Below are 24,578 nucleotides of genomic sequence, written 5' to 3' on the forward strand. Positions count from 1 at the left end.
AATAAAGCGCCACTTCAATGCGGGGGGACACGAAAGAGACGTTTCCTGTAAGGCTTGAGGATTAGTCTTACAAAGATAAAGAAAAGACAGCTCACCCACAGCGTAGGGGCTGCTCGCTAGGATTTCGCAGGCCCGGTTGGCGCGCAACAAACGAGTCAAGCTTGATCCCGACGGGTGCGCAGGCCTAATCTATCGCCACGCAAACGATCACCCCCCGCTCTAATCGACAAGCCGGCAATGACTGGCCACGAGGCTTTCTCCATGTTTGATGTAGTGTCTTCGAGCACATGGCCCACCGGCTATTTGATTAATCCAAACGCTGAACCCCTCGATCCGATGTGGCTTCAAGCTTTTAGCAAAATTCCCGCCGCCGCCGTCAGTGACTGCTTGGGCCGCAACGTAGGCGGCCTGGGACTCAAAGCGTTCCACGGCAATGCGCCGATGCTGGGCAGCGCCTTGACTGTTCGTGTTCGTCCCGGCGACAACTTGATGATCCTCAAAGCCATGCAAATGGCTCGTCCTGGCGACGTATTGGTCATCGACGGCAGTGCCGACCTGACCCGTGCAGTGTTCGGCGGCATCATGCGCGCCATGGCGCTCAAGGCAGGGATCGTCGGCGTGGTCATCAACGGCGCCCTGCGTGACCTGGACGAATGGCAAACCGGCGAGCTTCCGGCCTATGCCATCGGCGGCGTGCATCGGGGTCCGAGCACCGACGGCGGCGGCGAAATCAACGTACCTATTTCCTGCGCAGGCATGCTGGTCATGCCCGGTGATTTGATGATTGGTGACGGCGATGGTGTGGTTGCTGCCGCCCGTGCCGAGTTGCCTGAGTTGCTGGAGCGCTGCAAAGATTTGCTGGCGCGGGAACAAGCGACCTTGGCGGCCATCGAATCAGGCACGCTGGACCCGGATCGTTTTGACGCGATCCTGCGCAGCAAGGGTTGCCCGGTTTAAGCGATCAGGCCTTCGCGAATGAACTCATTCCCACAGTAGATTCGCGCAATTGCGGGGGACACTGTAGGACCGAATTTATTCGGGAAGCGGTCAACGCGGTGTATCTGATACTCCGCGTCGCGGCCTTCGCGAATGAATTCGCTCCCACAGATCCGCGTAAGCCCCTGTGAAACCAATTCATCCGCGACGGCATCAGCCCATTTGACGGAGCCATTGTGCAATGTTCGATTTCTCCGCTCAGCTCAAGCAGCGGTTTAGCGCGCTGCGCAGCCCTGCCGAATTTTTCTCCCTGCGTTACGTCCGACAAACCAGCCAGCACTTATCCGTGCGCAAGAACGTCGCCGAGCCGCCGTACCTGAGTACTGATGAAGGCGCGATGCTGACCGTGCGGGTCAATGGCGTCGAAGCCTATGCTGCGACCAACGATCTCTCGCAACGCGGGCTGCAAGCAGCGCTTGAACAGGCCGAGCAACACGCCCGGCGTTTGGCGCCTTATGCCCTGCTCGACCTGCGCGATCAGCCAGTGTCCACCAGTCGCGCCGATTACCTGTCGCCGCACCTGGCCGATGTTTTTCCATCGCTGGGCGATTGCTACCAACTCCTTTCAACTGAATCGTCAGCGGTGCCCAGCGATAAACGCCTGGTAAGTTGGCAAGCCAGTCTTGGGCTGGAAAACGTCGAGCAAATCTACTTGAACACCGCCGGTGCCGAGATTCGTCAGGCGCAGCGCTATGTTTATCCGGGTATGAGCGTCACGGCGTATGACGGCAGCGCCAGCCAAACCCGAAGCCTGGGCCGCGATAATTTCGGCCAACAAGGCGGCGCGGAGGTCATCAGCAATTGCGGATTGATCGGTGCCGCTGCGCAGGTCGCCGATCAGGCATTGCAACTGATCATGGCGCCAAACACCCCGTCCGGGCCGCGGGACTTGCTGTTGACACCTGACCAGATGATCCTGCAAATCCACGAATCCATTGGTCACCCCCTGGAGCTGGACCGGATTCTCGGTGATGAGCGCAATTACGCTGGCACCAGCTTCGTAAAAACCAGTGACTTTGGCAGTCTGCAATACGGTTCCGAGCTGCTCAATGTGACCTTCGACCCAGACATACCCGAACAGCTGGCGAGTTACAGTCACGACGATGACGGCACCCCCGCCAGCAAACAATTCCTGATCCGCGACGGCGTGTTGGTCCGGCCCTTGGGTGGCGCGCTGTCGCAATTTCGATCCGGCATGGAAGGCGTCGCTAACAGTCGCGCATGCAGCTGGAACCGCCCGCCCATCGACCGCATGGCCAACTTGAACATCGAGCCCGGCGACACGCCCCTCGACCAACTGATCGGCAACATTGAGCACGGCATCATGATGTCGACCAATCGCTCATGGTCCATCGATGACGCACGTAACAAGTTCCAGTTCGGTTGCGAGTGGGGCCAATTGATCGAGAACGGCGAACTCAAAGGCGTGGTGAAGAACCCTAACTACCGGGCGATCTCCGCACATTTCTGGCGCAACCTCGCAGCCGTGGGCGATGCCAGCACCTTCAAGGTCCTGGGCACGCCCAATTGCGGCAAAGGTGAACCCAATCAAGTAGTGCGCGTCGGTCACGCCTCACCCGCCTGCGTGTTCTCGCAGGTTGATGTATTCGGAGGGGACGCTTGATGGAACACCTGACTCAGCAACAACAATTTGCCGCGCTGGTGGATTGGCTGCGTGGCGCGATTGCCGCCCCCGAAGCGTTCACCTTGGGCTACAACGCCGAAGCATCGGAATTCATTCGTTTCAACCATGCCAAGGTGCGTCAGGCCGGACATGTGCAACAGGCGGCTTTGAACGTCAAACTGATCAACGATGGCCGTCATGCCGACTTGCGCTTGACGCTGTCAGGGGACGCCGAGGTGGATCAAAATCGCTTGGCGGCGGCCTTGCAACAGTTACGGGAAACCCTGGTGCTGCTGCCGCAAGACCCGTACTTGCTGCCCAACACTGACGATTGGCAGATCAGCAACGCTCAGCATCAGCCACTGCCGGACAGCGCACGAGTGCTGGCGCAAATCAGCGAATTGGCCGAAGGCCTGGACCTGGTGGGATTTTATGCCGCAGGCCCGTTGTACCGGGGTTTCGCCAGTTCCTGGGGCGCGCTGGGTTGGCATCAGGCGAACAGTTTCAACTTCGACTGGAGCCTGTTTCACGCCAACGGTCAGGCAGTCAAAGCGAGCTATGCCGGGGATCACTGGGACGACCAGGCGTTCGCTCAGCGCTTTCAGCAAGCCCGGGAACAACTCGAGTTTCTCGGTCGCCCCTTGCACGCCTTGGCGCCCGGTCAATACCGCGCGTACCTGGCCCCCGCCGCACTTGAAGAAGTGATGGGCATGCTCTGCTGGGGCGGCTTTTCCGCCGACGCCATCGCCAGTAAAACCAGCCCGCTACAGCGGCTGTACAACGGCGACGCACAGCTCAGCCCATTGGTGAGCCTGGATGAACAGGTCACCGGCTCGTTGTCGCCTGCGTTCTCCGGCGAAGGCTATCCGCGCAGTGACTTGTCGCTAATCAGCGGCGGCCGCGCCCACGAACAACTGGTCGGTTCGCGCAGCGCGGCGGAATATGGCCTGACCGCTAACGGTGCGGGCGGCGGCGAATCACCCAGCGCCCTCAGCATGGCTGGCGGAACCCTGGCGCTGAAAGACATTCTCAAGCAACTGGGCACCGGGCTGTACATCAGCAACCTGTGGTACTTGAACTTCTCGGATCAATCCGCCGCACGCTTGACCGGCATGACCCGTTTTGCCACGTTCTGGGTCGAAAACGGCGAAATACAGGCGCCGGTCAATACCATGCGTTTCGACGACAGCGCCTACAGCCTGCTAGGCAGCGCACTCGAACAATTGACCCGCGAAAGGGAACTGATTCTGTCCGCCAGCACCTATAGTCAACGTCAAACCGCTTCAAGCCTGCTGCCAGGCGCGTTGATCAGTCGCTTGACCCTCACGCTCTAAGGAACGTATGCCAACCAGCACACCGATTCTGGATGCCCGAACCCTGCGCTGGTTGCCATGGGTCGTCGCCATCGCGTTTTTCATGCAGAGTCTCGACGGTACGATTCTCAATACCGCCCTGCCGGCCATGGCCCGTTCGCTCAATGAAGACCCCTTGCGCATGCAGTCGGTGGTCATTGCTTACATGCTCACCGTGGCACTGTTGATTCCGGCCTCGGGCTGGATCGCCGACCGGTTTGGCATCAAGCGGATTTTCTTTGGCGCGATCCTGCTGTTCAGCCTCGGCTCACTGCTGTGTGCGCTGTCCAGTTCGTTAGGCATGCTGGTCGCGGCGCGGGTGGTTCAAGGCTTGGGCGGCGCACTGATGGTGCCCATCGGGCGCTTGATCGTGTTGCGGGCCTACCCGCGATCAGAGCTGGTGCGGATCATGAGTTTCATCACCGTGCCCGGCTTGCTTGGCCCGCTGATGGGCCCGACCGTGGGTGGCTGGATGGTTGAGTACCTGAGTTGGCACTGGATCTTTCTGATCAATATCCCGGTGGGCCTGATCGGTTGCTACGCGATCAACGCACTGGTGCCCAATTTGCCGGGCGGCGGTCGCACGCGTTTTGATGGGGTTGGTTTTCTATTGTTCGGCGCCTCAATGGTCCTGATTACTATCGCGCTTGAAGGCTTGGGCGAATTGCACCTGCCGCATATGCGCGTGGTGCTGCTGTTGTTTGGCGGGATGGCGTGTCTGGCGGCGTATTGGTTGCGGGCCGGCAATATCAGCTATCCCTTGTTCGCCCCCGCGCTGTTCAGTACTCGGTCGTTTGCCGTGGGTATTTTCGGCAATTTGTTCTCGCGCCTGGGCAGCGGCGCCCTGCCGTTTCTGGTGCCGCTGTTGTTGCAAGTGGCGCTGGGCTATTCGCCGTCCCAAGCGGGGATGAGCATGATCCCGCTGGCGGTTGCCGCGATGATTTCCAAATCATTGGCGCGGCCACTCATTGAGCGCCTGGGTTTTCGCATCGTACTTACCGGCAATACATTTTTGCTGGGCTTGCTGCTGGCGAGTCTGGGTCTGGTCGATGCACAAACCCCGTATTGGTTGCTGCTGATCCACCTCGGCTTTATGGGCGCGGTGAACTCGCTGCAATTCTCCGCCATGAACGCCGTGACCCTGATTGACCTTGACGATTCCAGTGCCGCCAGCGGTAACAGCCTGCTGTCGGTGGTGGCGCAATTGTCCTTGAGCCTGGGCGTGGCCTGTGCGGCAGCCTTGCTCGGCGGTTTTACAGACGACATAACCGGCGGTGCAGTGAGCGGCTTATTGGGGGCGTTCCAAAAGACGTTCCTTAGCGTTGGGGTGCTGTCGATGCTGGCTGCGGGGATTTTTCTACAGCTCCCCCCTCAAGGCGGACGAAGTGTTCCTCGTCAGGAACCCGAGATCCACGACTAGGACGGGGCCGCGACCTGATACACTGCGCGACATTTTGTTTTGCAGGCCCGTCCCGTGACTAGCACCGCTTTTAACTCACTGCCTCTTTCCGCCCCCATGTTGGCTAACCTGGAGTCCCTTGGTTACGCCGAGATGACGCCGATTCAGGCGCAGAGCCTGCCGGTGATTCTCAAGGGGATGGACCTGATTGCTCAGGCCAAGACCGGCAGTGGCAAAACCGCCGCGTTCGGCATCGGCTTGCTCAACCCGATCAACCCGCGCTTCTTCGGTTGCCAGGCGTTGGTGCTGTGTCCGACCCGTGAATTGGCTGACCAAGTGGCCAAAGAAATTCGTCGCCTGGCGCGTTCGGAAGACAACATCAAGGTCCTGACCTTGTGCGGCGGCGTCTCCTTCGGGCCGCAAATCGGCTCATTGGAGCACGGCGCGCACATCATCGTCGGCACGCCAGGGCGTATTCAGCAGCACTTGCGCAAAGGCTCGCTGGTATTGGACGGCCTGAACACGCTGATCCTCGACGAAGCTGACCGCATGCTCGACATGGGTTTCTACGACGCCATCGAAAACATCATTGATCAGACGCCGAAAAAGCGTCAGACCTTGCTGTTCTCGGCGACCTACCCGGCCGGCATCAAGCAACTGTCTTCGAAGTTCATGAAGGACCCGCAAACGGTCAAGGTTGAGGCGCTGCATGCCGACAGCCAGATCGAGCAGCACTTCTATGAAATCACCCCGGAAGACCGTCTCAACGCTGTGGTTAAAGTGCTTGGGCATTTCCGTCCACAGTCCTGCGTTGCGTTCTGCTTCACCAAGCAGCAGTGCCAAGAAGTGGTCGACCACCTGACCGCCAAAGGCATTTCCGCAGTCGGCCTGCACGGCGATCTGGAACAGCGTGACCGTGACCAAGTGCTGGCGATGTTCTCCAACCGCAGCACCTCGGTATTGGTTGCCACCGACGTCGCTGCTCGTGGTCTGGACATCGATGCGCTGGACATGGTGCTCAACGTTGAGCTGGCCCGTGATTCGGAAATGCACATCCACCGTGTAGGCCGTACCGGTCGCGCTGGTGAGAAAGGTCTGGCCATCAGCCTGGTTGCTCCGTCTGAAGCGCACCGCGCCCGAGCCATCGAAGACGTGCAGAAAGCCCCGCTGAAGTGGGAACAGCTGGACGATTTGAAAAGCAAAGGCGGCGCACCGCTGCAACCGACCATGACCACGCTGGTGATCGGCGCAGGCCGTAAAGACAAGGTTCGCCCTGGCGATATTCTTGGCGCCTTGACCGGTGATGCCGGCATTCCAGGCACCCAGGTTGGCAAAATCGCCATTTTCGATTTCCAGGCCTATGTCGCCGTCGAAAGCGTCGTGGCCATGCAAGCGCTGGAGCGTTTGAACAACGGCAAAATCAAAGGCCGCTCGTTGCGGGTTCGGATTTTGTAAGACCCCAAAAAGCTTCCCGAATAAATTCGGTCCTACAGGGGGCGATTGAATTCGGGAAGGGGTCATGTCAGACCATAAAGATTTAACCGTTACCCGAGGATTTCGCTTTGCCCGTTACTGACGTTGTGATCATCGGCGCTGGCGCCGCAGGTTTGATGTGCGCCCTCACGGCGGCCAATCGCGGCCGTACGGTGATGCTGATTGATCACGCGAACAAAGCCGGCAAAAAAATCCTCATGTCCGGCGGTGGACGTTGCAACTTCACCAACATGTACACCGAACCCGGAAATTTCCTTTCGCAAAACCCGCACTTCTGCAAATCGGCACTGGCGCGTTATACCCAGTGGGATTTCATTGCGCTGGTCGCCAAGCACGGCGTGCCGTACCACGAGAAGAAACTCGGCCAGTTGTTTTGCGATAACAAATCCAGCGACATCCTTGAGCTGCTGCTTAACGAATGCGAACAAGCCGGTGTCAGCCTGCATCTGGACACATCGGTACAAAACATCGAAAAGACCGACGACGGCTACAGCCTCGGCACGACAATGGGCACGTTAAATTGCCAATCGCTGGTCATCGCCACCGGCGGACTTTCGATCCCGACCCTGGGCGCGACCGGTTTTGGTTATCAAGTCGGCAAACAGTTCGGTCATACCCTGCTGCCGACCCGCGCCGGACTGGTGCCGTTTACCATCACCGACCAGCTTAAAGAACTGTGTACCGAACTGTCCGGTACTTCGGTGGATTGCCTGGTCAGCTGTAACGACATGAGCTTTCGCGAAAACATCTTGTTCACTCACCGGGGTCTGAGCGGGCCGGCGATTCTGCAGATATCTTCGTTCTGGCACCCCGGCGAAGCCGTCGAAATCAACCTGCTGCCGGACCACGATGCGCTTGAATGGTTAGTGCAACAACAAGCCGAACGGCCTAACAGCGAACTGAAAACCCTGCTGGGTGAACTCTTCACCAAGAAGATGGCCAACCTGATTGCCGAGCATTGGTTCGTTTCCAAACCGATGAAGCAATACACGCCGAGCGAACTCAATGAGATCGCTGAAAAACTCGCCAGCTGGCAGGTGGTGCCTGCGGGCACCGAAGGCTATCGCACGGCGGAAGTCACCCTCGGCGGCATCGACACCAGGGAGGTGTCGTCCAAGACCATGGAGTCGCTGAAATCACCGGGGCTGTATTTCATCGGTGAAGTGCTGGACGTCAGCGGCCATCTAGGCGGCTTCAACTTCCAATGGGCCTGGGCCTCGGCGTACGCGGCTGCGCAGTTTGTCTGAATTACCGCGTCGCGCCCTGACCGAATAAATTCGGTCCCACAGGTAATCCGCATCCCCCTGTGGGACCGAGTTCATTCTGGAAGCGTTACACCTGACACCCCACGTCATGCCCTTCGCCAACAAGTTGGCTCCGACAGGGGGGCGGTGAACCGGCGGCTGCAAAAACATTTTTGCTAATCCTTATGTACAGCCGACACTTAGCGCTGTAGATACTTAGCTGATCTGGATCAATAGCGAACAAGGCCGTAAGCCCTTATGCCATCACCTTCTTTTCGTCATACGCTCCGCCGTTTGTGGGCGCTGGATAAGTTCAGCTACAGCTTGCGCGTGTTCATCGCCCTGACTGGGACGATGGCGCTGTGTTGGTACCAGAACGAAATGGCCCTGCTGATCCCGGTGTTTTTGGGGATTATCGCCAGCGCGCTGGCCGAGACTGATGACAGCTGGCAAGGACGCCTCAACGCATTGGCCGTGACCTTGGTGTGTTTCAGCATCGCCTCTCTCTCGGTTGAATTACTCTTTCCCTACCCGCTGATTTTTGTCTGCGCTCTGGCCGTCGCGGCGTTTTGCCTGACCATGTTGGGTGCGCTGGGCGGACGCTATGGCGCCATCGCCTCGGCCACCCTCATATTGTCGGTGTACACCATGATTGGCGTTGATCAGCGTGGCGGCGAGGTGGCAGACGTTTGGCATGAGCCGATGTTGCTGGTCGCGGGCGCTGCCTGGTACGGCTTATTGTCGGTGCTGTGGCAGATGCTGTTTTCCAATCAACCGGTGCAACAAAGCCTGGCGAAGCTTTTTAGCGAACTGGGTCGCTACCTGGAACTCAAGTCGACGCTGTTTGAGCCCATCCGCCAACTGGACCTTGAAGGTCGCCGCTTGGCGTTGGCGCAACAAAATGGCCGAGTCGTTGCGGCGCTCAATGCCGCGAAGGAAATTATTCTGCACCGCGTGGGCGATGGCCGGCCTGGGGCCAAGGTCAATCGCTACCTCAAGCTGTACTTTCTCGCTCAGGACATCCACGAACGCGCCAGTTCCTCCCACTACCCATATAACGCGCTGGCCGAAGCATTCTTCCACAGCGATGTGCTGTTCCGTTGCCTGCGACTGCTGCGCCAGCAAGGGGTCGCGTGCCGTCGACTGTCGGAAACCATCCAACTGCGTCAGCCCTTTGTGTATGACGAAGGTTTTGCCCATGCATTGGAGGACTTGCATGCCTCGTTGGAGCACCTGCGCATTCAGAGCAATCCGGCGTGGCGCGGGCTGTTGCGCTCGTTGCGCGCGTTGGCTGCCAACCTGGGAACCCTGGACCGCCTGCTCAGAGACGCCAGCAACCCCGACAGCTTGGCCGATGCAACCGATAGTACTTTGCTTGACCGGTCGCCGAGCGGTCTGAAGGACGTATGGAATCGCGTCCGGCTACAACTGACGCCAACGTCGCTGCTGTTCCGCCATGCCTTGCGGCTACCGCTGGCGTTGAGCGTCGGTTATGGCATGGTGCATTTGGTGCATCCGTCCCAGGGTTACTGGATTATTTTGACCACACTGTTCGTCTGCCAGCCTAACTACGGCGCGACGCGGCGCAAGCTGGTGCAGCGAATCAGCGGAACGGCGATTGGCTTGACCGCGGGATGGGCCTTGTTCGATCTGTTTCCCAGCCCGCTGATCCAATCAACATTCGCCATTGCGGCAGGCATCGTGTTCTTCGTTAACCGGACCTCGCGCTATACCTTGGCCACCGCCGCGATGACTCTGATGATTTTGTTCTGCTTCAATCAGACCGGCGACAGTTACGGGCTGTTCCTGCCGCGCCTGTTCGATACCTTGCTGGGCAGCCTGATTGCGGGCCTTGCGGTGTTCCTGTTCTTGCCGGACTGGCAAGGGCGGCGGCTGAACAAAGTGCTGGCCAATACCCTCACCTGCAATAGCATTTATCTGCGGCAAATCATGCAGCAGTATGCACACGGCAAGAATGACGACTTGGCTTACCGCTTAGCCCGCCGCAACGCCCACAATGCCGACGCGGCGCTATCGACCACCTTGGCCAACATGCTGATGGAGCCGGGACACTTTCGCAAAGACGCCGACGTCGGTTTCAGATTTTTGGTGTTGTCTCACACGCTGCTCAGTTATTTATCGGGGCTGGGGGCGCACCGGGAAACCCAGTTACCCGCCGAGGCGCGGGAGCATTTGATCGATGGTGCGGGTGCCAGCTTGGCAGCGAGCATTGATGAAATCGCGCAAAGCCTGGCCAACAAAAAGCCCGTGGCGATCCAGAGTGATGCCGAAGAAGCGCTGGCCACTGACCTTGAACAGATTCCTGACGAGATAGACGACAGCCAGCGGCTGGTGCAAACCCAGCTCGCGCTGATTGGCCGTCAGTTAGGACCATTGCGGACGTTGGCCGCGCACTTGATCAAAGAACCCATTGCCGCCTGACAAAGCGGTCAGTTCCAGTTACAGGCCGTGCTCACGAAACAGACGGTCATAGGTCCCATCGGCTTTCATTGCAGCTATCTCCCGATCAAAGTTGGCAACAATTTGCGCGTGATCGGGATTCTTCAGGCTGACCAGAATATGCAGGCTGTTCTCGCTCAGTGACCTGGGAAGAAATTCAACGCTGTCACGGACCTGTTGCGACTCGTTATTCAGGTTATAACGGGCGACATATTCATCCTCCACGGTCAGCGCAACCCGCCCTGCCTCCAGCATTTGCAGCGCCATGGAAAAACTGTGGACCGGGACTTTTTGCAGCTCGGCATCATTATCAAACGCTAATGAATAGGCATAGCCTCGCACCACAGCGATGGGATACGGATGAAGCTGCTGTAAATTATCGAAAACGATAGGGGAATCTTTGCGCTTGAGAAAGCGAACGCGGTTAAGCAGGTACTCGTTCGAAAACTCTCCTAACAGCGTGCGATCGTGATTAAACCAGGCATCGACCAACACGTCATAGCGCCCTTCTCCTAACCCAAACAACGCACGCGCCCAAGGCACTTGCTCAAATTCAGTGGTGTAACCGGCACGCTTTAAGGCCGTGCTGACAAGGTCTGTAGCCAATCCACCGTTAGCCAGATTGACGTCAGTAAAAGGTGGCCATGCATCGCCGACCAAACGCAACGTTTGCGCTTCGGCGCCGTGCGCCATCAACAACAATCCCAGCAAACCCATGGCTCGAAGCAATCGTGGCATGCTCAAGATCCTAAGGCGGACAGCTGGCCGCCATACGGGGGACGCGTTGGATCACGACCCGGATTAATACTCGCTCATACACAATCGAAATCCAGAGATGGCATGCAGATTACACAATCGCGAACCTTGCGACCAACAGTCCTGATGGCCCATCGCCGAATCAAAAACTTTTTTCTTTTCACCTGCACCCGTAGCCTTTTGCGTTAAAACGCTACAGTTCTATCTGGCATCCAATCGGACACTGGCTTTAGTATCCGCCCCAGAATTCTTTTTCAGGCCTGTCACATGTCGATCAATTGGGTTTGCAAACACCACACCGACCTCAGCAAAGAACAGCTCTACGCTATATTGCGGTTGCGTGCCGAAGTTTTTGTGGTCGAGCAAAAGTGCTGGTATCAGGACGTCGACGGTCAGGATCTGGAGGGTGACACCTGTCACCTGATGGCTTGGGAAAACGACGTGCTGGTGGCCTATTTGCGCCTGCTTGATCCGATCCAGCAAGGCGGTGATGTCGTCATCGGCCGCGTTGTCACTGCACTGGTTGCGCGCAAACGCGGCATGGGGCATTCCTTGATAGTGCAGGCATTGGTGCACGCCGAACAAAGGTGGCCTGACCAACCGATCTATCTCTCGGCTCAAGCCCACTTACAAGGCTACTACGGCCGCTATGGCTTCAAGCCTGTTGGCGAGGTGTACCTGGAGGACGATATCCCCCACATAGGTATGCGTCGCGACCTGGACTAGTGCTTCTTCATGGGTAGCCCAACACTGCTTTTATGTGCGGCAGATGCTGAGCGATCCAGATTTTGTCGAGTGCACCCCACTCTCTGATCTGATAGCTGCCTGCATGATTACGCGCACCTTCCTGCTGTTGGAACTCGCACACAATGTCCAGATCGGCCAACGCGGCGATGGTGTCTTGTGCCGTGCGGCGCGGCATACCGGTTGCATCACACAGCGCAGGAACGCTCGCGGCGGTCCCGCTATCAATCAAATACGCCACGTACAAACGGCGATAAAAACTGCTTTTAGTCTTGCTGACATCCATCGTCGGGGCCTTGTCGAGATTCATTCGGCGGCTTTTCCTTGCAGGTCACGGTACGTCAGGTAAATGCGCAGATCGAACTCTAACTGGTGATAGCCGGGCTGCATGTGTTCACACAGCTGATAAAACGCTTTGTTATGGTCTGACTCTTTGAAGTGCGCCAGCTCGTGAACCACGATCATCTTTAAAAATTCTGGCGCGGCGTCCTTGAACAATGAGGCAATGCGGATTTCTTTCTTGGACTTGAGCTTCCCGCCTTGGACTCGGGAAATTGTCGTGTGCAACCCTAGCGCTCGGTGGGTCAGGTCAAGACGATTATCGAACAGCACTTTGTCGATATTGGGTGCGTTGCGCAGGTGCTCTTGCTTTAACGCCAGCGCATAGACGTACAACGCTTTATCGCTCTGCACCGCGTGGCGCTCGGGATAGCGTTGTTTCAAATAAGCCTCCAGCCGATTCTGCGAAATCAATTGCTGCACCTGCTCCTGGAGAGCCGGCGGATAAGCTTGCAGGTATTTCAACGGAGGGAAAGCAGGCGCGATCATAAGGGGCAACGAAGGTTTGAAAGTCCCAGTGTACCGAATTCAAATCCCTTTGGACCTGTCCCAGTCGAACGGTTTTAAAAACTGTAAGGCACCGTCCGCGGTCAGCGGCGGCGTGATCAAAGCCCCCTGAACCAAGTGACAACCGTTTTCGGCCAGCCACTGATAGTGCTCGGCCTTGTCGACACCTTCGGCAATCACTAGCATGCCCAACTCACGACAGAGCTGAATGACACTGCGCGCCACCGCCGCATCACGCGGTGAGTCGAGTAGCCGAGCGACAAACTGGCGATCAATTTTCAGCGTATCCAGCTCGAGCGTGTGCAGGAGCGAAAGCGAGCATTCACCCACACCGAAATCATCCATCGCAATACGCACGCCGACCTCACGAAGGGCCTGTAATTGCTTGCGTGAGTGAATAAGGCTCTGCGCCAGCGAACCTTCGGAAATTTCGACCTCTAGCTGATGCGGTCGCAGCCCGTAGCGGGTGATGGCGAGGTGAAGTTCCGAGGCCAGATTGGGCAGGCTGAACTGCGCAGCACTGACGCTCACCGCTAGCACCAACTCCTGAGGAAAAATGCCGTTCCAGGCCTGGCGCTGTTCGGCGGCCTGCTCGAAAATCCAGCTGCTTAGCCTATTGATCAGACGCGTCTCTTCGAGCAGCGGGATAAACAGCCCCGGCGGCACATCCCCAACGTCAGGGTGTTGCCAGTGCAACAAAGCCTCAAAACCGCGCACGCGACCGTGTTCAATAGAGACCTGAGGCTGATAAACCAACGAGAAATCATTCCCCTCGATGGCCGTTCGCACGCTCTCTTCGAGCATCAACCGCGAGCGGGCGCGACCATTCATTTCATGGTCATAAAAACGATATTGCTGACGCCCCGCGCGCTTGGCCTCGTACATGGCAATGTCGGCGGCGCGCAGCAAGCCATCCAGGTCGGCGCCACAATCGGGGTAGGTCGCAATGCCAATGCTGGCGCCCAGCGTGACATCCAGACCGTCGATCTGCTGTCGCACAGACACGCGCTCAATTAATTTTTCAGCGATGATCGCCGCTTGTTCCGGATAATCCAGACCGTCAATCACAGCGGTAAACTCATCACCGCCCATGCGCGCCAGTATGTCGTAAGGCCGCAGACACTCCCTTAACTGCTCAGCAACCCATAGCAACACCCGATCACCCGCATCGTGACCCAGCGAGTCGTTGACACGCTTGAACCCATCAAGGTCCAGGTACAACACCACCAGTGATTTGTCGGCACGGTCGGAGCGCGCCAAGGTGTTTTCGACCGTTTGATAAAAACCGCGGCGGTTGAGCAGCCCGGTGAGCGAGTCGGTCACCGCCTGCTGCTCAAGTTGCTGGCACAAGTCGCGCACCACCGACATGTCGAGAATACTCAACACCATCGACCGCTGCTCGGCGGGCAACGGCGCACAGGACAACGCGACCGGCACCTGAGGGCCGTCAGCCGTGCGCAAAACGGCATCGTGCATGCGGTACGTATCCGCATTGCGGTAGCTGCGATAAAAATCCGACTCCGACCATTGCAACACGTGGGGCTTGCTCAGGTAATCGATCACTTCAGTGCCCTGCAATTCATCGACAGTTGCATTGAGCAAACGACAAATCGCCGGATTGGCAAAACTGATCACGCCCGCCTCGTCGACGACCAGGATGCCTTCGGCGACGTTCGACAGCACCGATGCGTTGAAGGCGCGGGCAGCTTCCAGTTCATGACTCAGGGTTTGCAAGGCGCGGCGGTTACGCTGATGTTCCAGTAACGCCTGGACTTTTGGTTTCAGGACCTGAGGATCGAAGGGTTTGAACAAATAATCCACAGCGCCGCTAGCGTAGCCTTTGTGCACCGAGGCCTGGGACTGTTCGCTGGCGGTCAGGAAAATAATCGGCGTCAGCCGGGTGCGCTGGCTGCCGCGCATGAGCCGAGCAACCTCAAAACCATCCATGCCCGGCATGTGGACGTCGAGCAACACTAGATCGACTTCCATTTCCAGCAGCACATTCAGCGCTTCGACCCCGGAGCCGGCCGTGACGACGTGCCAATCTTGCCGCTGCAAGACGGCACGCATGGTGATCAGATTTTCAGGGTAATCATCAACGACCAAGAGGACCGAGGTAGCTTCCGATGGCTTTGATTGCAGGCATTCCATGCTGCTTCTCTTCCTGTGGCCCGTACGCCAGGGCGTAGGGCGAGGCCCGAATTCTACTAGCCGCTTACTCTAGTCTTGGGAAAACAAAAGCAGAAGCAAGGGACGCTTCATCTAGTGGCTAAATGCCGGTCGTCCGACTAATGGTATACACCATCAGAAGGCCATTAGAGACCTTTTAAGTGCCATCACGAAAAATTGACGCCAACCGCTCGACGGAAAAACGCTAATACTTTCTCTTACAAGTTTATAAACGGTACTTGGAAACCCTTGAGCCAGAAACCTCTCTACTGGCCATGAGACACATCGAAGGCTAAAAAATGATTGACCTGGCAACGTGGAACCTAAGCATCCCCGAAGGCTCCCCACCTGCGACCATCAACACTCCCCAGTTGGTCGACGGTTACAGCGGAAAATATTTCCAATCCGACAGTGGCGCGATTTTTTTCTGGTCTCCGGTTACTGGCTCACGCACCGCTAACGCGATCTACCCCCGCAGCGAACTACGAGAAACCTACTCCGATGGTTCATTGCACAACTGGTTGTACCCTAGCACCGACAATTTTTTACGCGCCACCGTTGCGGTCAATCAGGTGCCATCGTCCGGGCGAATCGTCATCGGCCAAATTCACGCGTACGAAAGCACCGACCCCCTGCTGAAGGTCGAATACCAATATAAGGAAAGTACAAAAAGCGGCACGGTCGTCGCCAAGGTGCGCAACCGGTTTGATGACAAAGAAGGCCGCGTGATCATCGTTGCTGAAAACGTGCCCCTCAATGAGCCGTTTAAATACATCATCCACCTCAGCCCCGGCGGACAACTGAGCGTGAGCGTGCGCGATTCAAACTGGAGCAGCCCGATCAGCGCAACCTGGCGTGATAAGCCGCTGTACTTCAAGGCTGGGGTCTACACCCAGGACAACACGGGTTACACCAGCGAAGGCGGCAAAGCGACGTTCTACAAACTGGACATCAATCACGTAAAAGGCTGAAGGGTCTGCGCTGAAAACGGCCCATCGCGTGGGCCGTTCCGGGGTTTCATTCAGAGAGAGGCAGCCTTGAACTCTTTTTCGGCAGCGTCGAAGCGTGTCAGCATGTCCTGCGTCGGCGCTTTGCCCAGCAGACTGAACACCACGATGGCGATGCTGGCGAAGAGGAAACCTGGAATGATTTCGTACAACCCCAGCAGTGCGAAGTGTTTCCAGACAACCACCGTAATGGTGCCGACCAGAACACCCGCGAGTGCGCCGTTGCGCGTCATGCCTTTCCACAGTACGGAAATCAGCACCACAGGGCCGAACGCAGCACCGAAGCCTGCCCACGCGTAACTCACCAGACCCAATACCCGATTATCCGGGTTCGACGCGATGACTATCGCGATCACGGCAATCAACAGAACCATACCGCGACCCACCCACACCAGCTCTGAGTCTGATGCCTTTTTGCGGAAGAAGGCTTTGTAGAAGTCTTCGGTCAGCGCACTGGAGCACACCAACAATTGGCAGCTCAGCGTGCTCATCACCGCCGCCAAAATGGCCGATAACAGCACACCGGCGATCCAGGGGTTGAACAGCAACTTAGCCAGTTCGATGAACACCCGCTCAGGGTTTTCCGTTACTGGCGCGGCAAACTCGGGGTGCGCTGAGAAGTAGGCAATCCCAAAGAAGCCCACCGCAACTGTGCCGCCAAGACACAAGATCATCCAGGTCATGGAAATGCGACGCGCCTTGGCAATCGACTTGACCGAATCCGCTGCCATGAAGCGCGCCAGAATATGCGGCTGGCCAAAATAGCCCAAGCCCCAGCCCATCAGCGAGATGATGCCGATCAACGAGGTGTTCTTGAGCATGTCGAAATGGGTGGGGTCTTTCGCTTCGATGGCCAGCAACGTGGCGTCGATGCCGCCCGTTGCCAGTAACACGATGATGGGCGTGAGGATCAGCGCGAAGATCATCAGGGTGGCCTGCACCGTGTCGGTCCAGCTTACTGCAAGGAAACCGCCCACAAAGGTGTAGGCGATTGTTGCAGCTGCCCCGGCCCACAGCGCAGTTTCATAAGACAGGCCAAACGTGCTTTCGAACAAACGGGCACCGGCAACAATGCCCGACGCACAGTAAATAGTGAAGAACACCAGAATCACCACAGCCGAAACGATCCGCAGCACGCCGCTTTTGTCGTCGAATCGGCTGGTGAAATAATCCGGCAAGGTCAACGCGTCGCCGTTGTGTTCGGTCTGCACGCGAAGGCGCCCGGCAACAAACAGCCAGTTCAGATAAGCACCGGCGACCAAGCCGATAGCGATCCAGCTTTCGGAAAGACCCGACATATAGATGGCGCCCGGGAGGCCCATCAATAGCCAGCCGCTCATGTCCGACGCACCGGCCGATAAGGCAGTAACGACGGAGCCGAGGCTGCGGCCGCCTAGAATATAGTCAGAAAGGTTATTGGTGGAGCGATAGGCCATCAGGCCAATTAATACCATTGCTGCGATGTAGATCACGAAGGTGATCAAAGTAGGATTGCTGACAGTCATAAAATTGCGCCCTGGCGTTATTATTTGCACGGCCATCAATCTGTGCGCAACGATCAAACCGCTCCACAGGATGAATAACTAACCGCACGCTAGACTGAAGTTTCCCCAGGAAAACGTCAGCTGATAGACCGAGAATGAACACGCATCACCTCGGGGGCGGGAATCCTAGTCAACAATACAAATGAGGTGCAACCCCTTTTTCTTATCAAGTTGCACCCATGGTGCCTTTTTAGTGTCTGCATGTTTTTTGCTTCTTTTCGGAGCAAAGCCTACTGTTTGCCGGCTACAAAGCACCATCGCTGCGCGCCTGACAGCTGGCTAAGTGCCGCAATATCGAGCTTATAATTATTTCCGTGAAAACGGGTTGCACTAGGTTGCACCCGCAGTACTTCGAGATTAACCTGAGCGTCGGCTAAGCCACACCGTGGTGGCGATTACGAGGATGAGAAATGGCGACAACCACCCTGGGCGTCAAGCTCGACGACGCGACCCGCGAGCGCTTGAAAGCCGCCGCGCAGTCTATCGACCGAACCCCCCACTGGCTGATCAAGCAGGCCATTTTCAATTACCTTGAAAAACTTGAGGGCGGTGCGACCCTCATGGAACTGAACGGTTTGACCGGAAAGGAGCCCGACGAACTGGTCGATCTGCACGCCGATGTCACCCATCAGTGTTTCCTCGAATTCGCCGAAAGCATTCTTCCGCAATCGGTTCTGCGCGCCGCGATCACGTCTGCTTATCGCCGCCCCGAACCTGAAGTAGTGCCGATGCTGTTGGAGCAGGCGCGTCTGCCTGCGGCCATGGCTGAAGCCACCCAGAAGCTTGCCGCGAGCATCGCCGAGAAGCTACGCAATCAAAAAAGCGCCACCGGCCGTGCGGGCATCGTGCAAGGTTTGCTGCAAGAGTTCTCACTGTCGTCCCAAGAAGGCGTCGCCCTGATGTGCCTGGCCGAGGCACTGCTACGCATCCCGGACAAAGGCACTCGCGACGCACTTATTCGCGACAAGATCAGCACCGGCAATTGGCACCCGCATTTGGGAAATAGCCCGTCACTGTTCGTCAACGCCGCTACGTGGGGCCTGCTGCTGACCGGAAAACTGGTCGCCACCCACAACGAAGCCGGATTGACCTCGTCCCTGAGCCGCATCATCGGCAAAAGTGGCGAACCCATGATCCGCAAGGGCGTGGACATGGCCATGCGCTTGATGGGCGAGCAGTTCGTCACCGGCGAAACCATCGCCGAAGCCTTGGCCAACGCCAGTCGCTTCGAAGCCAAGGGCTTCCGCTATTCCTACGACATGCTCGGTGAAGCGGCGCTGACCGAACGCGACGCGCAGAAGTACCTGGCTTCCTACGAGCAGGCCATCCACTCCATTGGCAAAGCGTCCCATGGTCGTGGCATTTATGAAGGCCCAGGCATCTCGATCAAGCTTTCCGCCTTGCATCCGCGCTATAGCCGCGCGCAGTACGAACGCGTGATGGACGAGTTGTACCCGCGACTGTTATCGCTAACCCTGCTGGCCAAGCACTATGACATCGGCCTGAACATCGACGCCGAAGAAGCCGACCGCCTTGAGCTGTCGCTGGATCTCTTGGAGCGTTTGTGTTTCGAACCACAGTTGACCGGCTGGAACGGCATCGGCTTTGTGATTCAGGCGTACCAGAAGCGTTGCCCGTATGTCATCGATTACGTGATTGACTTGGCGCGCCGCAGCCGTCATCGCTTGATGATTCGCCTGGTCAAGGGCGCGTATTGGGACAGCGAAATCAAACGCGCCCAGGTTGATGGCCTGGAAGGCTACCCGGTGTACACCCGCAAGGTTTACACCGACGTTTCCTACATTGCGTGTGCGAGGAAGCTGCTGTCAGTACCCGAGGTTATTTATCCGCAGTTTGCCACCCACAACGCCCACACTCTGGCCGCGATTTATCACATCGCGGGCCAAAACTACTACCCTGGCCAGTACGAGTTCCAATGCCTGCATGGCATGGGCGAACCGCTGTACGAGCAGGTAGTGGGCACCGTTGCCGACGGCAAGTTGAATCGACCGTGCCGGGTCTACGCGCCGGTGGGTACGCACGAAACACTGCTGGCTTATCTTGTACGCCGCCTGCTTGAGAACGGCGCCAACACTTCATTCGTCAACCGCATCGCCGACCAATCTATTTCCATACAGGAACTGGTGGCCGATCCAGTGAACAGCATCGAGCAGATGGCGACGCAGGAAGGCGGGTTCGGCTTGCCACACCCGCGCATCCCTCTGCCTCGCGATCTGTATGGCCCGGACCGCGCCAACTCCAGCGGCATCGACCTGGCCAACGAACACCGGCTGGCATCGCTGTCTTCTGCATTGCTGGCCACCGCCCATAACGATTGGAAAGCCGGCCCAATGCTGGGCAGCCCTGCGAGTATCGGTACCTTTGCTCCGGTACTTAATCCATCTGACCTGCGTGACGTCGTTGGCCACGTTCAGGAAGCTGATCTGGAAGACGTCGACAACGCGATTCAGTGCGCCTTGAACGCCGCGCCTATCTGGCAAGCGACCCCGCCTGCCGAACGCGCCGCGATCCTCGAACGTGCCGCTGATTTAATGGAAGGTGAAATTCAACCGCTGATGGGTCTGCTGGCCCGCGAGGCGGGGAAGACCTTCGCCAACGCGATTGCCGAGGTCCGGGAAGCCGTAGATTTCCTTCGGTATTACGCCGTCCAGGCACGTAACGACTTCACCAACGACGCCCACCGCCCGCTGGGTCCAGTGGTTTGCATCAGCCCATGGAACTTCCCGCTGGCTATTTTCAGTGGTCAAGTCGCCGCCGCGTTGGCCGCCGGGAATCCGGTGCTGGCCAAGCCTGCCGAGCAAACGCCGCTGATTGCTGCGCAAGCTGTTCGTTTACTGCTGGAAGCGGGTATTCCAGAAGGCGTCGTGCAATTGCTTCCAGGTCGCGGCGAGACAGTCGGTGCGCGACTGGTGGGTGATGACCGAATCAAAGGCGTGATGTTCACCGGCTCCACCGAGGTCGCCCGCCTACTGCAACGCAATATTGCCGGGCGACTGGATGCACAAGGCAGACCTATCCCGCTGATCGCCGAGACTGGCGGACAAAACGCGATGATCGTTGATTCCTCGGCGCTGACCGAACAAGTGGTTACCGACGTCGTGTCTTCGGCGTTCGACAGCGCAGGCCAACGCTGCTCGGCGTTGCGCGTCCTGTGCTTGCAAGAAGACTCCGCCGATCGCGTGATCGAAATGCTCAAGGGCGCCATGGCCGAATGCCGTCTGGGCAATCCAGAGCGCTTGTCCGTAGACATTGGCCCGGTGATCGACGCAGAAGCCAAGGACGGTATCGAGAAACACATCCAGGCCATGCGCGACAAAGGCCGCAGCGTTTATCAGGTAGCCATTGCCGACAGCGATGAAATCAAACGCGGCACCTACGTCACGCCCACCTTGATTGAACTGGAAAGCTTCGACGAACTGCAGCGCGAGATTTTCGGTCCGGTGCTGCACGTCGTTCGCTACAAGCGCAAAGAGCTGGACCTACTGATTGGTCAGATCAACGCGTCCGGTTATGGGTTGACCTTGGGCGTTCACACGCGCATCGACGAAACCATCGCCAAAGTCATCGATAACGTCAACGCGGGCAATGTTTACGTGAACCGTAACATTGTTGGCGCCGTGGTCGGTGTTCAGCCCTTCGGCGGTGAAGGCCTGTCTGGCACCGGGCCGAAAGCCGGTGGCCCGCTGTACTTGTACCGTCTGCTGTCGACGCGTCCGGTGGATGCCATTGAACAATCGTTCGCCCGTGGCGATGCGCTGACTGCGCCCAACACCCAAATGCGAGATGCCATGAGCAAACCGCTCAAGGCGTTGAAAACCTGGGCCGACAGCCAGCGGCAAGAATCGCTCGGCATACTTTGCAATAAGTTCGCAGAGCAATCACAAAGCGGCATCACTCGGGTATTGACGGGGCCGACAGGTGAACGCAACAGCTACAGTCTTCTGCCACGCGAGCATGTGCTGTGCCTGGCCGAAAACGAAGCTGACCTGCTCACTCAATTGGCAGCCGTTTTGGCCGTGGGTAGTACTGCGGTCTGGCCCGACTCGGACCTGAGCAAAACCTTGCGCACGCGCCTGCCCAAGGAAGTGCAAGGGCGCATACAACCGGTGGCGGACTGGAATAAAGACGAGGTGGTCATTGATGCGGTTCTGCATCATGGCGACTCGGATCAACTCCAGGCCGTCTGCCAGCACATCGCCAAACGCGAAGGCGCCATCGTCGGGGTTCACGGGCTGTCCCACGGGGAAACCAATATAGCCCTTGAACGCCTGGTAATTGAGCGGGCGCTGAGTGTGAACACCGCCGCCGCGGGAGGCAATGCAAGCTTAATGACCATTGGCTGATCGCTGATACGCAGAAAAGGGGAGCTTCGGCTCCCCTTTTTTTGTGTTGAGTACCCACGCTTTCCACAGTCGCCAGCTTTATTTATGCATAAGTTGTACGAATGATTATTTATGTATAGGTTTTTTTGTTTAACTACGTACAAATTAGTATACGATCGTATCAAAGTGCTACCAGCGACACAGCGCTTTCCAGTCCATGTGGCCCTGTCGTAACGAGACTCGATGTCGAGAACCGTGTGCGGTCCTGAACTTTGACCCAGCCCCCCCGCACAAGAGGTCTATCGTGACGCACTCATACCTTGATGATCAAAGCCTCGAGCGCCTGGACAGATTGGTGCGCAGTGCCGCGCACTCGGCGAGCTGTAGTTCGGCCGTACTCTATGCGGGCTGCGCAAAAAGATGGGAATCGATCGTGAGCTTTGAGGCCGCCAGCCCTCTCGCTTTGGAAGAAGCCCATCAATCCTGGCTACAAAACGCATTTCGGCAAACTGACCTTCTGGTACTGGACGATGCGTCCAAGGTGACAGCAGACGGGCTGCATGATTTTGAAGTGCTCGCTGGAAAACCCATCAAACTGATGATTTGGGTGCCGATTAAAGGGCCCGACGGAAAACTGCTTGGCGCCTTATTGGTGGCGCATCATCTGACCCAGGCTGGGTTAAGTTCGGCGCAAAAATATGTACTGCAGACCCACGCGGTTCAACTCGCTCACGAACTCTACCCCACTAACGGCGACGGGACGCTTGAACGAACAAGTGGCCACCTCATGGAGCGACTGCGACTGTTGGAGTCCGTGGTGGTTCATGCCAAGGATGCGATTCTGATCACTGAAGCGGAACCTTTAGACACGCCGGGGCCGCGCATTGTCTATTGCAACGCCGCTTTTACCGCCACCACGGGTTACAGCGAAGCAGAAGTGCTCGGACTAACGCCTCGGATACTTCACTGCGATAACACAAATCGCGAGACGCTGGACCAGATAAGAACAGCGCTTGAAGGCTGGCAACCCGTCGAAGTCGAGCTGCTGAACAAACGGCGCGACGGCAGTGAGTTCTGGGTTCAACTGAGCATCGTTCCGGTGGCCAACGAGCGCGGCTGGTTCACCCACTGGATCTCGGTGCAACGCGACATCAGCGAACGAAAGGAGGCCGAGAAACTCGCTTATCAAGCGCATGTGATATTGGCCGAAAAAAATGCGCTGGAGATCCGGCTGGTTGAGCGCCAACAGATCGAAAAAGAATTGTCCTACGCTGCGTCACATGATGCCCTGACACAGCTGAACAATCGGGCCTTCATCATGGCGCGGCTCAGTCAGGTCTTTGAGCAGCGGTACCTTAATGGACAGCCTCACGCCACTGTCTTGTTCATGGATCTGGATCGCTTCAAGTTGGTCAATGACAGCCTTGGCCATCGGACCGGAGACCTTCTGCTCTCGGCCGTGGCTCGCCGGCTTGAGCAGTGCTTGAGGCCATCCGAAATCCTCTCGAGATTTGGCGGCGATGAGTTCGTTTTGCTAGTCGAGGGCGAATTAGCCGCCGCAGATGCTGCCGCACTGGCGATGCGCATCATCGACCAATTACAAGCGCCTCTCCACGTCAGCGGACAGGATATCTTTACCGCGTGCAGCATCGGCATCGTTAGCATCAATAAAAGTCACGAAACACCTGAAGAGCTACTGCGCGACGCCGACGTCGCCATGTACACCGCGAAGTCCAAAGGCGGTGGCCAGTACGCGCTTTTTGACCATTCAATGCGTGAAAAAGCAATAGAAACCCTGTCGCTACAGAGCGCGCTCAAACAAGCCATCGCCCGCAACGAATTTGTGCTGCATTACCAACCGATCTATGACCTGCAAACAGGCAACCTGAAAGCGGTCGAAGCGCTGATTCGCTGGAATAACCCCCAGCGCGGCCTGGTTAGACCTGACCTGTTCATCCCCTTCGCCGAAGAAATCGGCGCCATTCAGCAGATCGGTTATTGGGTCATGAGCGAAGCATGCAGGCAGCTTCAAGAATGGAGAAACAAATACCCGGAAATGGATTTACAGCTGAACGTGAATGTCTCCGGAAGAGAGCTCAAGTATTCCGGGTTCGTCGCACAACTGGAGCACGTTCTGACCAGCACCCACTTTCCAGCCGACCGCCTACAAATAGAAGTCACCGAGAACATTTTCCTGCATGAACCCGAAGCCATCGGTCTGATACTCGAGAAAGTGCGTGAAATGGGCGTTCGCGTTGCGCTGGATGACTTTGGCACCGGGTACAGCTCATTGGCGTACATCGACCGTTACCCTATCGATGCAATAAAAATCGACCGTTCGTTTGTCTCACGGATGATGACCCACAACCGGACCTTGGCCATTGTGCAAAGCATCTTGTGGCTGGGTCGAAAACTCGGATTCGACATCACGGCTGAGGGCATCGAAACCACCGAGCAATTGGAACGCCTGAAAGAACTGCGCTGCCCTTCGGCTCAAGGTTATCTGCTCGCGTACCCGATGCCGCCGGACCAACTGGCTGAGTTGTTGGCTGCGCAGCGTTGAGGGTTTAGCGCGGCGTTCTGCGGCACCTCTACACCGC

At 57.4% G+C, this 24,578-nt stretch carries 16 protein-coding genes; 11 read left to right on the top strand and 5 right to left on the bottom strand.

The genetic code is table 11. The features are described 5' to 3' along the window. Window positions 1-261 precede the first annotated feature (261 nt). From RHM65_RS03610 to yccS, 7 genes are all read left to right on the top strand, one after another. A complete protein-coding gene (locus tag RHM65_RS03610; protein ID WP_322167301.1) occupies window positions 262-957 on the top strand; it encodes an RraA family protein in 696 nt (231 codons plus the stop codon). Window positions 958-1,177: 220 nt separating this feature from the next. Further along, window positions 1,178-2,620: a TldD/PmbA family protein gene (locus RHM65_RS03615; RefSeq protein ID WP_322167300.1), complete on the top strand. Its 1,443-nt coding sequence runs from the start codon at window positions 1,178-1,180 to the stop codon at window positions 2,618-2,620. Continuing rightward, window positions 2,620-3,954: a TldD/PmbA family protein gene (locus tag RHM65_RS03620; protein WP_322167299.1), complete on the top strand. Its 1,335-nt coding sequence runs from the start codon at window positions 2,620-2,622 to the stop codon at window positions 3,952-3,954. The genes RHM65_RS03615 and RHM65_RS03620 overlap by 1 nt, the downstream gene beginning before the upstream one ends. Before the next feature lie 7 nt (window positions 3,955-3,961). Further along, entirely contained in the window at window positions 3,962-5,392 is a 1,431-nt protein-coding gene (mdtD, locus tag RHM65_RS03625) for a multidrug transporter subunit MdtD (protein WP_322167298.1), read from the top strand. A gap of 54 nt (window positions 5,393-5,446) precedes the next feature. Continuing rightward, window positions 5,447-6,826 (top strand): ATP-dependent RNA helicase DbpA, encoded by a 1,380-nt coding sequence (dbpA, locus tag RHM65_RS03630; protein ID WP_322167297.1) that lies wholly within the window; start codon window positions 5,447-5,449, stop codon window positions 6,824-6,826. Window positions 6,827-6,933: 107 nt separating this feature from the next. After that, a complete protein-coding gene (locus RHM65_RS03635; RefSeq protein ID WP_322167295.1) occupies window positions 6,934-8,112 on the top strand; it encodes an NAD(P)/FAD-dependent oxidoreductase in 1,179 nt (392 codons plus the stop codon). A 255-nt stretch (window positions 8,113-8,367) separates the two neighbouring features. After that, window positions 8,368-10,551, top strand: a complete 2,184-nt coding sequence (gene yccS, locus RHM65_RS03640; protein WP_322167294.1) for a YccS family putative transporter — start codon at window positions 8,368-8,370, stop codon at window positions 10,549-10,551. An 18-nt stretch (window positions 10,552-10,569) separates the two neighbouring features. On the opposite strand, the gene RHM65_RS03645 is transcribed toward yccS, so the two are convergent. Further along, a complete protein-coding gene (locus RHM65_RS03645; RefSeq protein WP_322167293.1) occupies window positions 10,570-11,307 on the bottom strand; it encodes a substrate-binding periplasmic protein in 738 nt (245 codons plus the stop codon). 285 nt (window positions 11,308-11,592) lie between these two features. Here RHM65_RS03645 and RHM65_RS03650 point away from each other — a divergent pair, with 285 nt between their 5' ends. Next, complete coding sequence (locus tag RHM65_RS03650) at window positions 11,593-12,051, top strand: GNAT family N-acetyltransferase (protein WP_322167291.1); 459 nt, start codon at window positions 11,593-11,595, stop codon at window positions 12,049-12,051. 7 nt (window positions 12,052-12,058) lie between these two features. Here the strand turns inward: RHM65_RS03650 and RHM65_RS03655 are convergent, their stop codons facing one another. From RHM65_RS03655 to RHM65_RS03665, 3 genes are read right to left on the bottom strand one after another with little or no spacing between them, the layout of a single operon-like run. Further along, window positions 12,059-12,355, bottom strand: coding sequence for a winged helix-turn-helix domain-containing protein (locus RHM65_RS03655; protein WP_322185248.1), 297 nt, complete (start codon window positions 12,353-12,355; stop codon window positions 12,059-12,061). Between the two features lie 20 nt (window positions 12,356-12,375). After that, window positions 12,376-12,897 (bottom strand): M48 family metallopeptidase, encoded by a 522-nt coding sequence (locus RHM65_RS03660; protein ID WP_322167290.1) that lies wholly within the window; start codon window positions 12,895-12,897, stop codon window positions 12,376-12,378. A 39-nt stretch (window positions 12,898-12,936) separates the two neighbouring features. Then, the gene (locus RHM65_RS03665; protein WP_322167289.1) at window positions 12,937-15,066 is read right to left on the bottom strand and encodes a putative bifunctional diguanylate cyclase/phosphodiesterase; all 2,130 of its coding nucleotides are present in this window, start codon (window positions 15,064-15,066) and stop codon (window positions 12,937-12,939) included. Between the two features lie 317 nt (window positions 15,067-15,383). Between RHM65_RS03665 and RHM65_RS03670 the strand changes: the two genes are divergently transcribed. Beyond that, window positions 15,384-16,055 carry a polysaccharide lyase family 7 protein gene (locus RHM65_RS03670; RefSeq protein ID WP_322167288.1) on the top strand — a complete coding sequence of 224 codons (672 nt, stop codon included), beginning with the start codon at window positions 15,384-15,386 and terminating at the stop codon, window positions 16,053-16,055. Window positions 16,056-16,105: 50 nt separating this feature from the next. On the opposite strand, the gene putP is transcribed toward RHM65_RS03670, so the two are convergent. Continuing rightward, window positions 16,106-17,596 carry a sodium/proline symporter PutP gene (gene putP, locus RHM65_RS03675; RefSeq protein ID WP_322184251.1) on the bottom strand — a complete coding sequence of 497 codons (1,491 nt, stop codon included), beginning with the start codon at window positions 17,594-17,596 and terminating at the stop codon, window positions 16,106-16,108. Window positions 17,597-18,045: 449 nt separating this feature from the next. Between putP and putA the strand changes: the two genes are divergently transcribed. Then, complete coding sequence (gene putA, locus RHM65_RS03680) at window positions 18,046-21,999, top strand: trifunctional transcriptional regulator/proline dehydrogenase/L-glutamate gamma-semialdehyde dehydrogenase (RefSeq protein WP_322167286.1); 3,954 nt, start codon at window positions 18,046-18,048, stop codon at window positions 21,997-21,999. Window positions 22,000-22,576: 577 nt separating this feature from the next. Next, window positions 22,577-24,541 (top strand): putative bifunctional diguanylate cyclase/phosphodiesterase, encoded by a 1,965-nt coding sequence (locus RHM65_RS03685; RefSeq protein WP_416194781.1) that lies wholly within the window; start codon window positions 22,577-22,579, stop codon window positions 24,539-24,541. Window positions 24,542-24,578: the final 37 nt, after the last annotated feature.

This window comes from Pseudomonas sp. CCI4.2 (genome assembly GCF_034350045.1).
Taxonomy (GTDB): domain Bacteria; phylum Pseudomonadota; class Gammaproteobacteria; order Pseudomonadales; family Pseudomonadaceae; genus Aquipseudomonas.

Coding starts and splice junctions, on each gene's coding strand:
- RHM65_RS03615 (WP_322167300.1), top strand. CDS start 1,178: ATGTTCGATTTCTCCGCTCAGCTCAAGCAGCGGTTTAGCGCGCTGCGC.
- RHM65_RS03655 (WP_322185248.1), bottom strand. CDS start 12,355: ATGGATGTCAGCAAGACTAAAAGCAGTTTTTATCGCCGTTTGTACGTG.
- yccS (WP_322167294.1), top strand. CDS start 8,368: ATGCCATCACCTTCTTTTCGTCATACGCTCCGCCGTTTGTGGGCGCTG.
- RHM65_RS03685 (WP_416194781.1), top strand. CDS start 22,577: ATGATTTGGGTGCCGATTAAAGGGCCCGACGGAAAACTGCTTGGCGCC.
- RHM65_RS03650 (WP_322167291.1), top strand. CDS start 11,593: ATGTCGATCAATTGGGTTTGCAAACACCACACCGACCTCAGCAAAGAA.
- RHM65_RS03645 (WP_322167293.1), bottom strand. CDS start 11,307: ATGCCACGATTGCTTCGAGCCATGGGTTTGCTGGGATTGTTGTTGATG.
- putA (WP_322167286.1), top strand. CDS start 18,046: ATGGCGACAACCACCCTGGGCGTCAAGCTCGACGACGCGACCCGCGAG.
- RHM65_RS03660 (WP_322167290.1), bottom strand. CDS start 12,897: ATGATCGCGCCTGCTTTCCCTCCGTTGAAATACCTGCAAGCTTATCCG.
- mdtD (WP_322167298.1), top strand. CDS start 3,962: ATGCCAACCAGCACACCGATTCTGGATGCCCGAACCCTGCGCTGGTTG.
- RHM65_RS03665 (WP_322167289.1), bottom strand. CDS start 15,066: ATGGAATGCCTGCAATCAAAGCCATCGGAAGCTACCTCGGTCCTCTTG.
- RHM65_RS03620 (WP_322167299.1), top strand. CDS start 2,620: ATGGAACACCTGACTCAGCAACAACAATTTGCCGCGCTGGTGGATTGG.
- RHM65_RS03610 (WP_322167301.1), top strand. CDS start 262: ATGTTTGATGTAGTGTCTTCGAGCACATGGCCCACCGGCTATTTGATT.
- putP (WP_322184251.1), bottom strand. CDS start 17,596: ATGACTGTCAGCAATCCTACTTTGATCACCTTCGTGATCTACATCGCA.
- RHM65_RS03670 (WP_322167288.1), top strand. CDS start 15,384: ATGATTGACCTGGCAACGTGGAACCTAAGCATCCCCGAAGGCTCCCCA.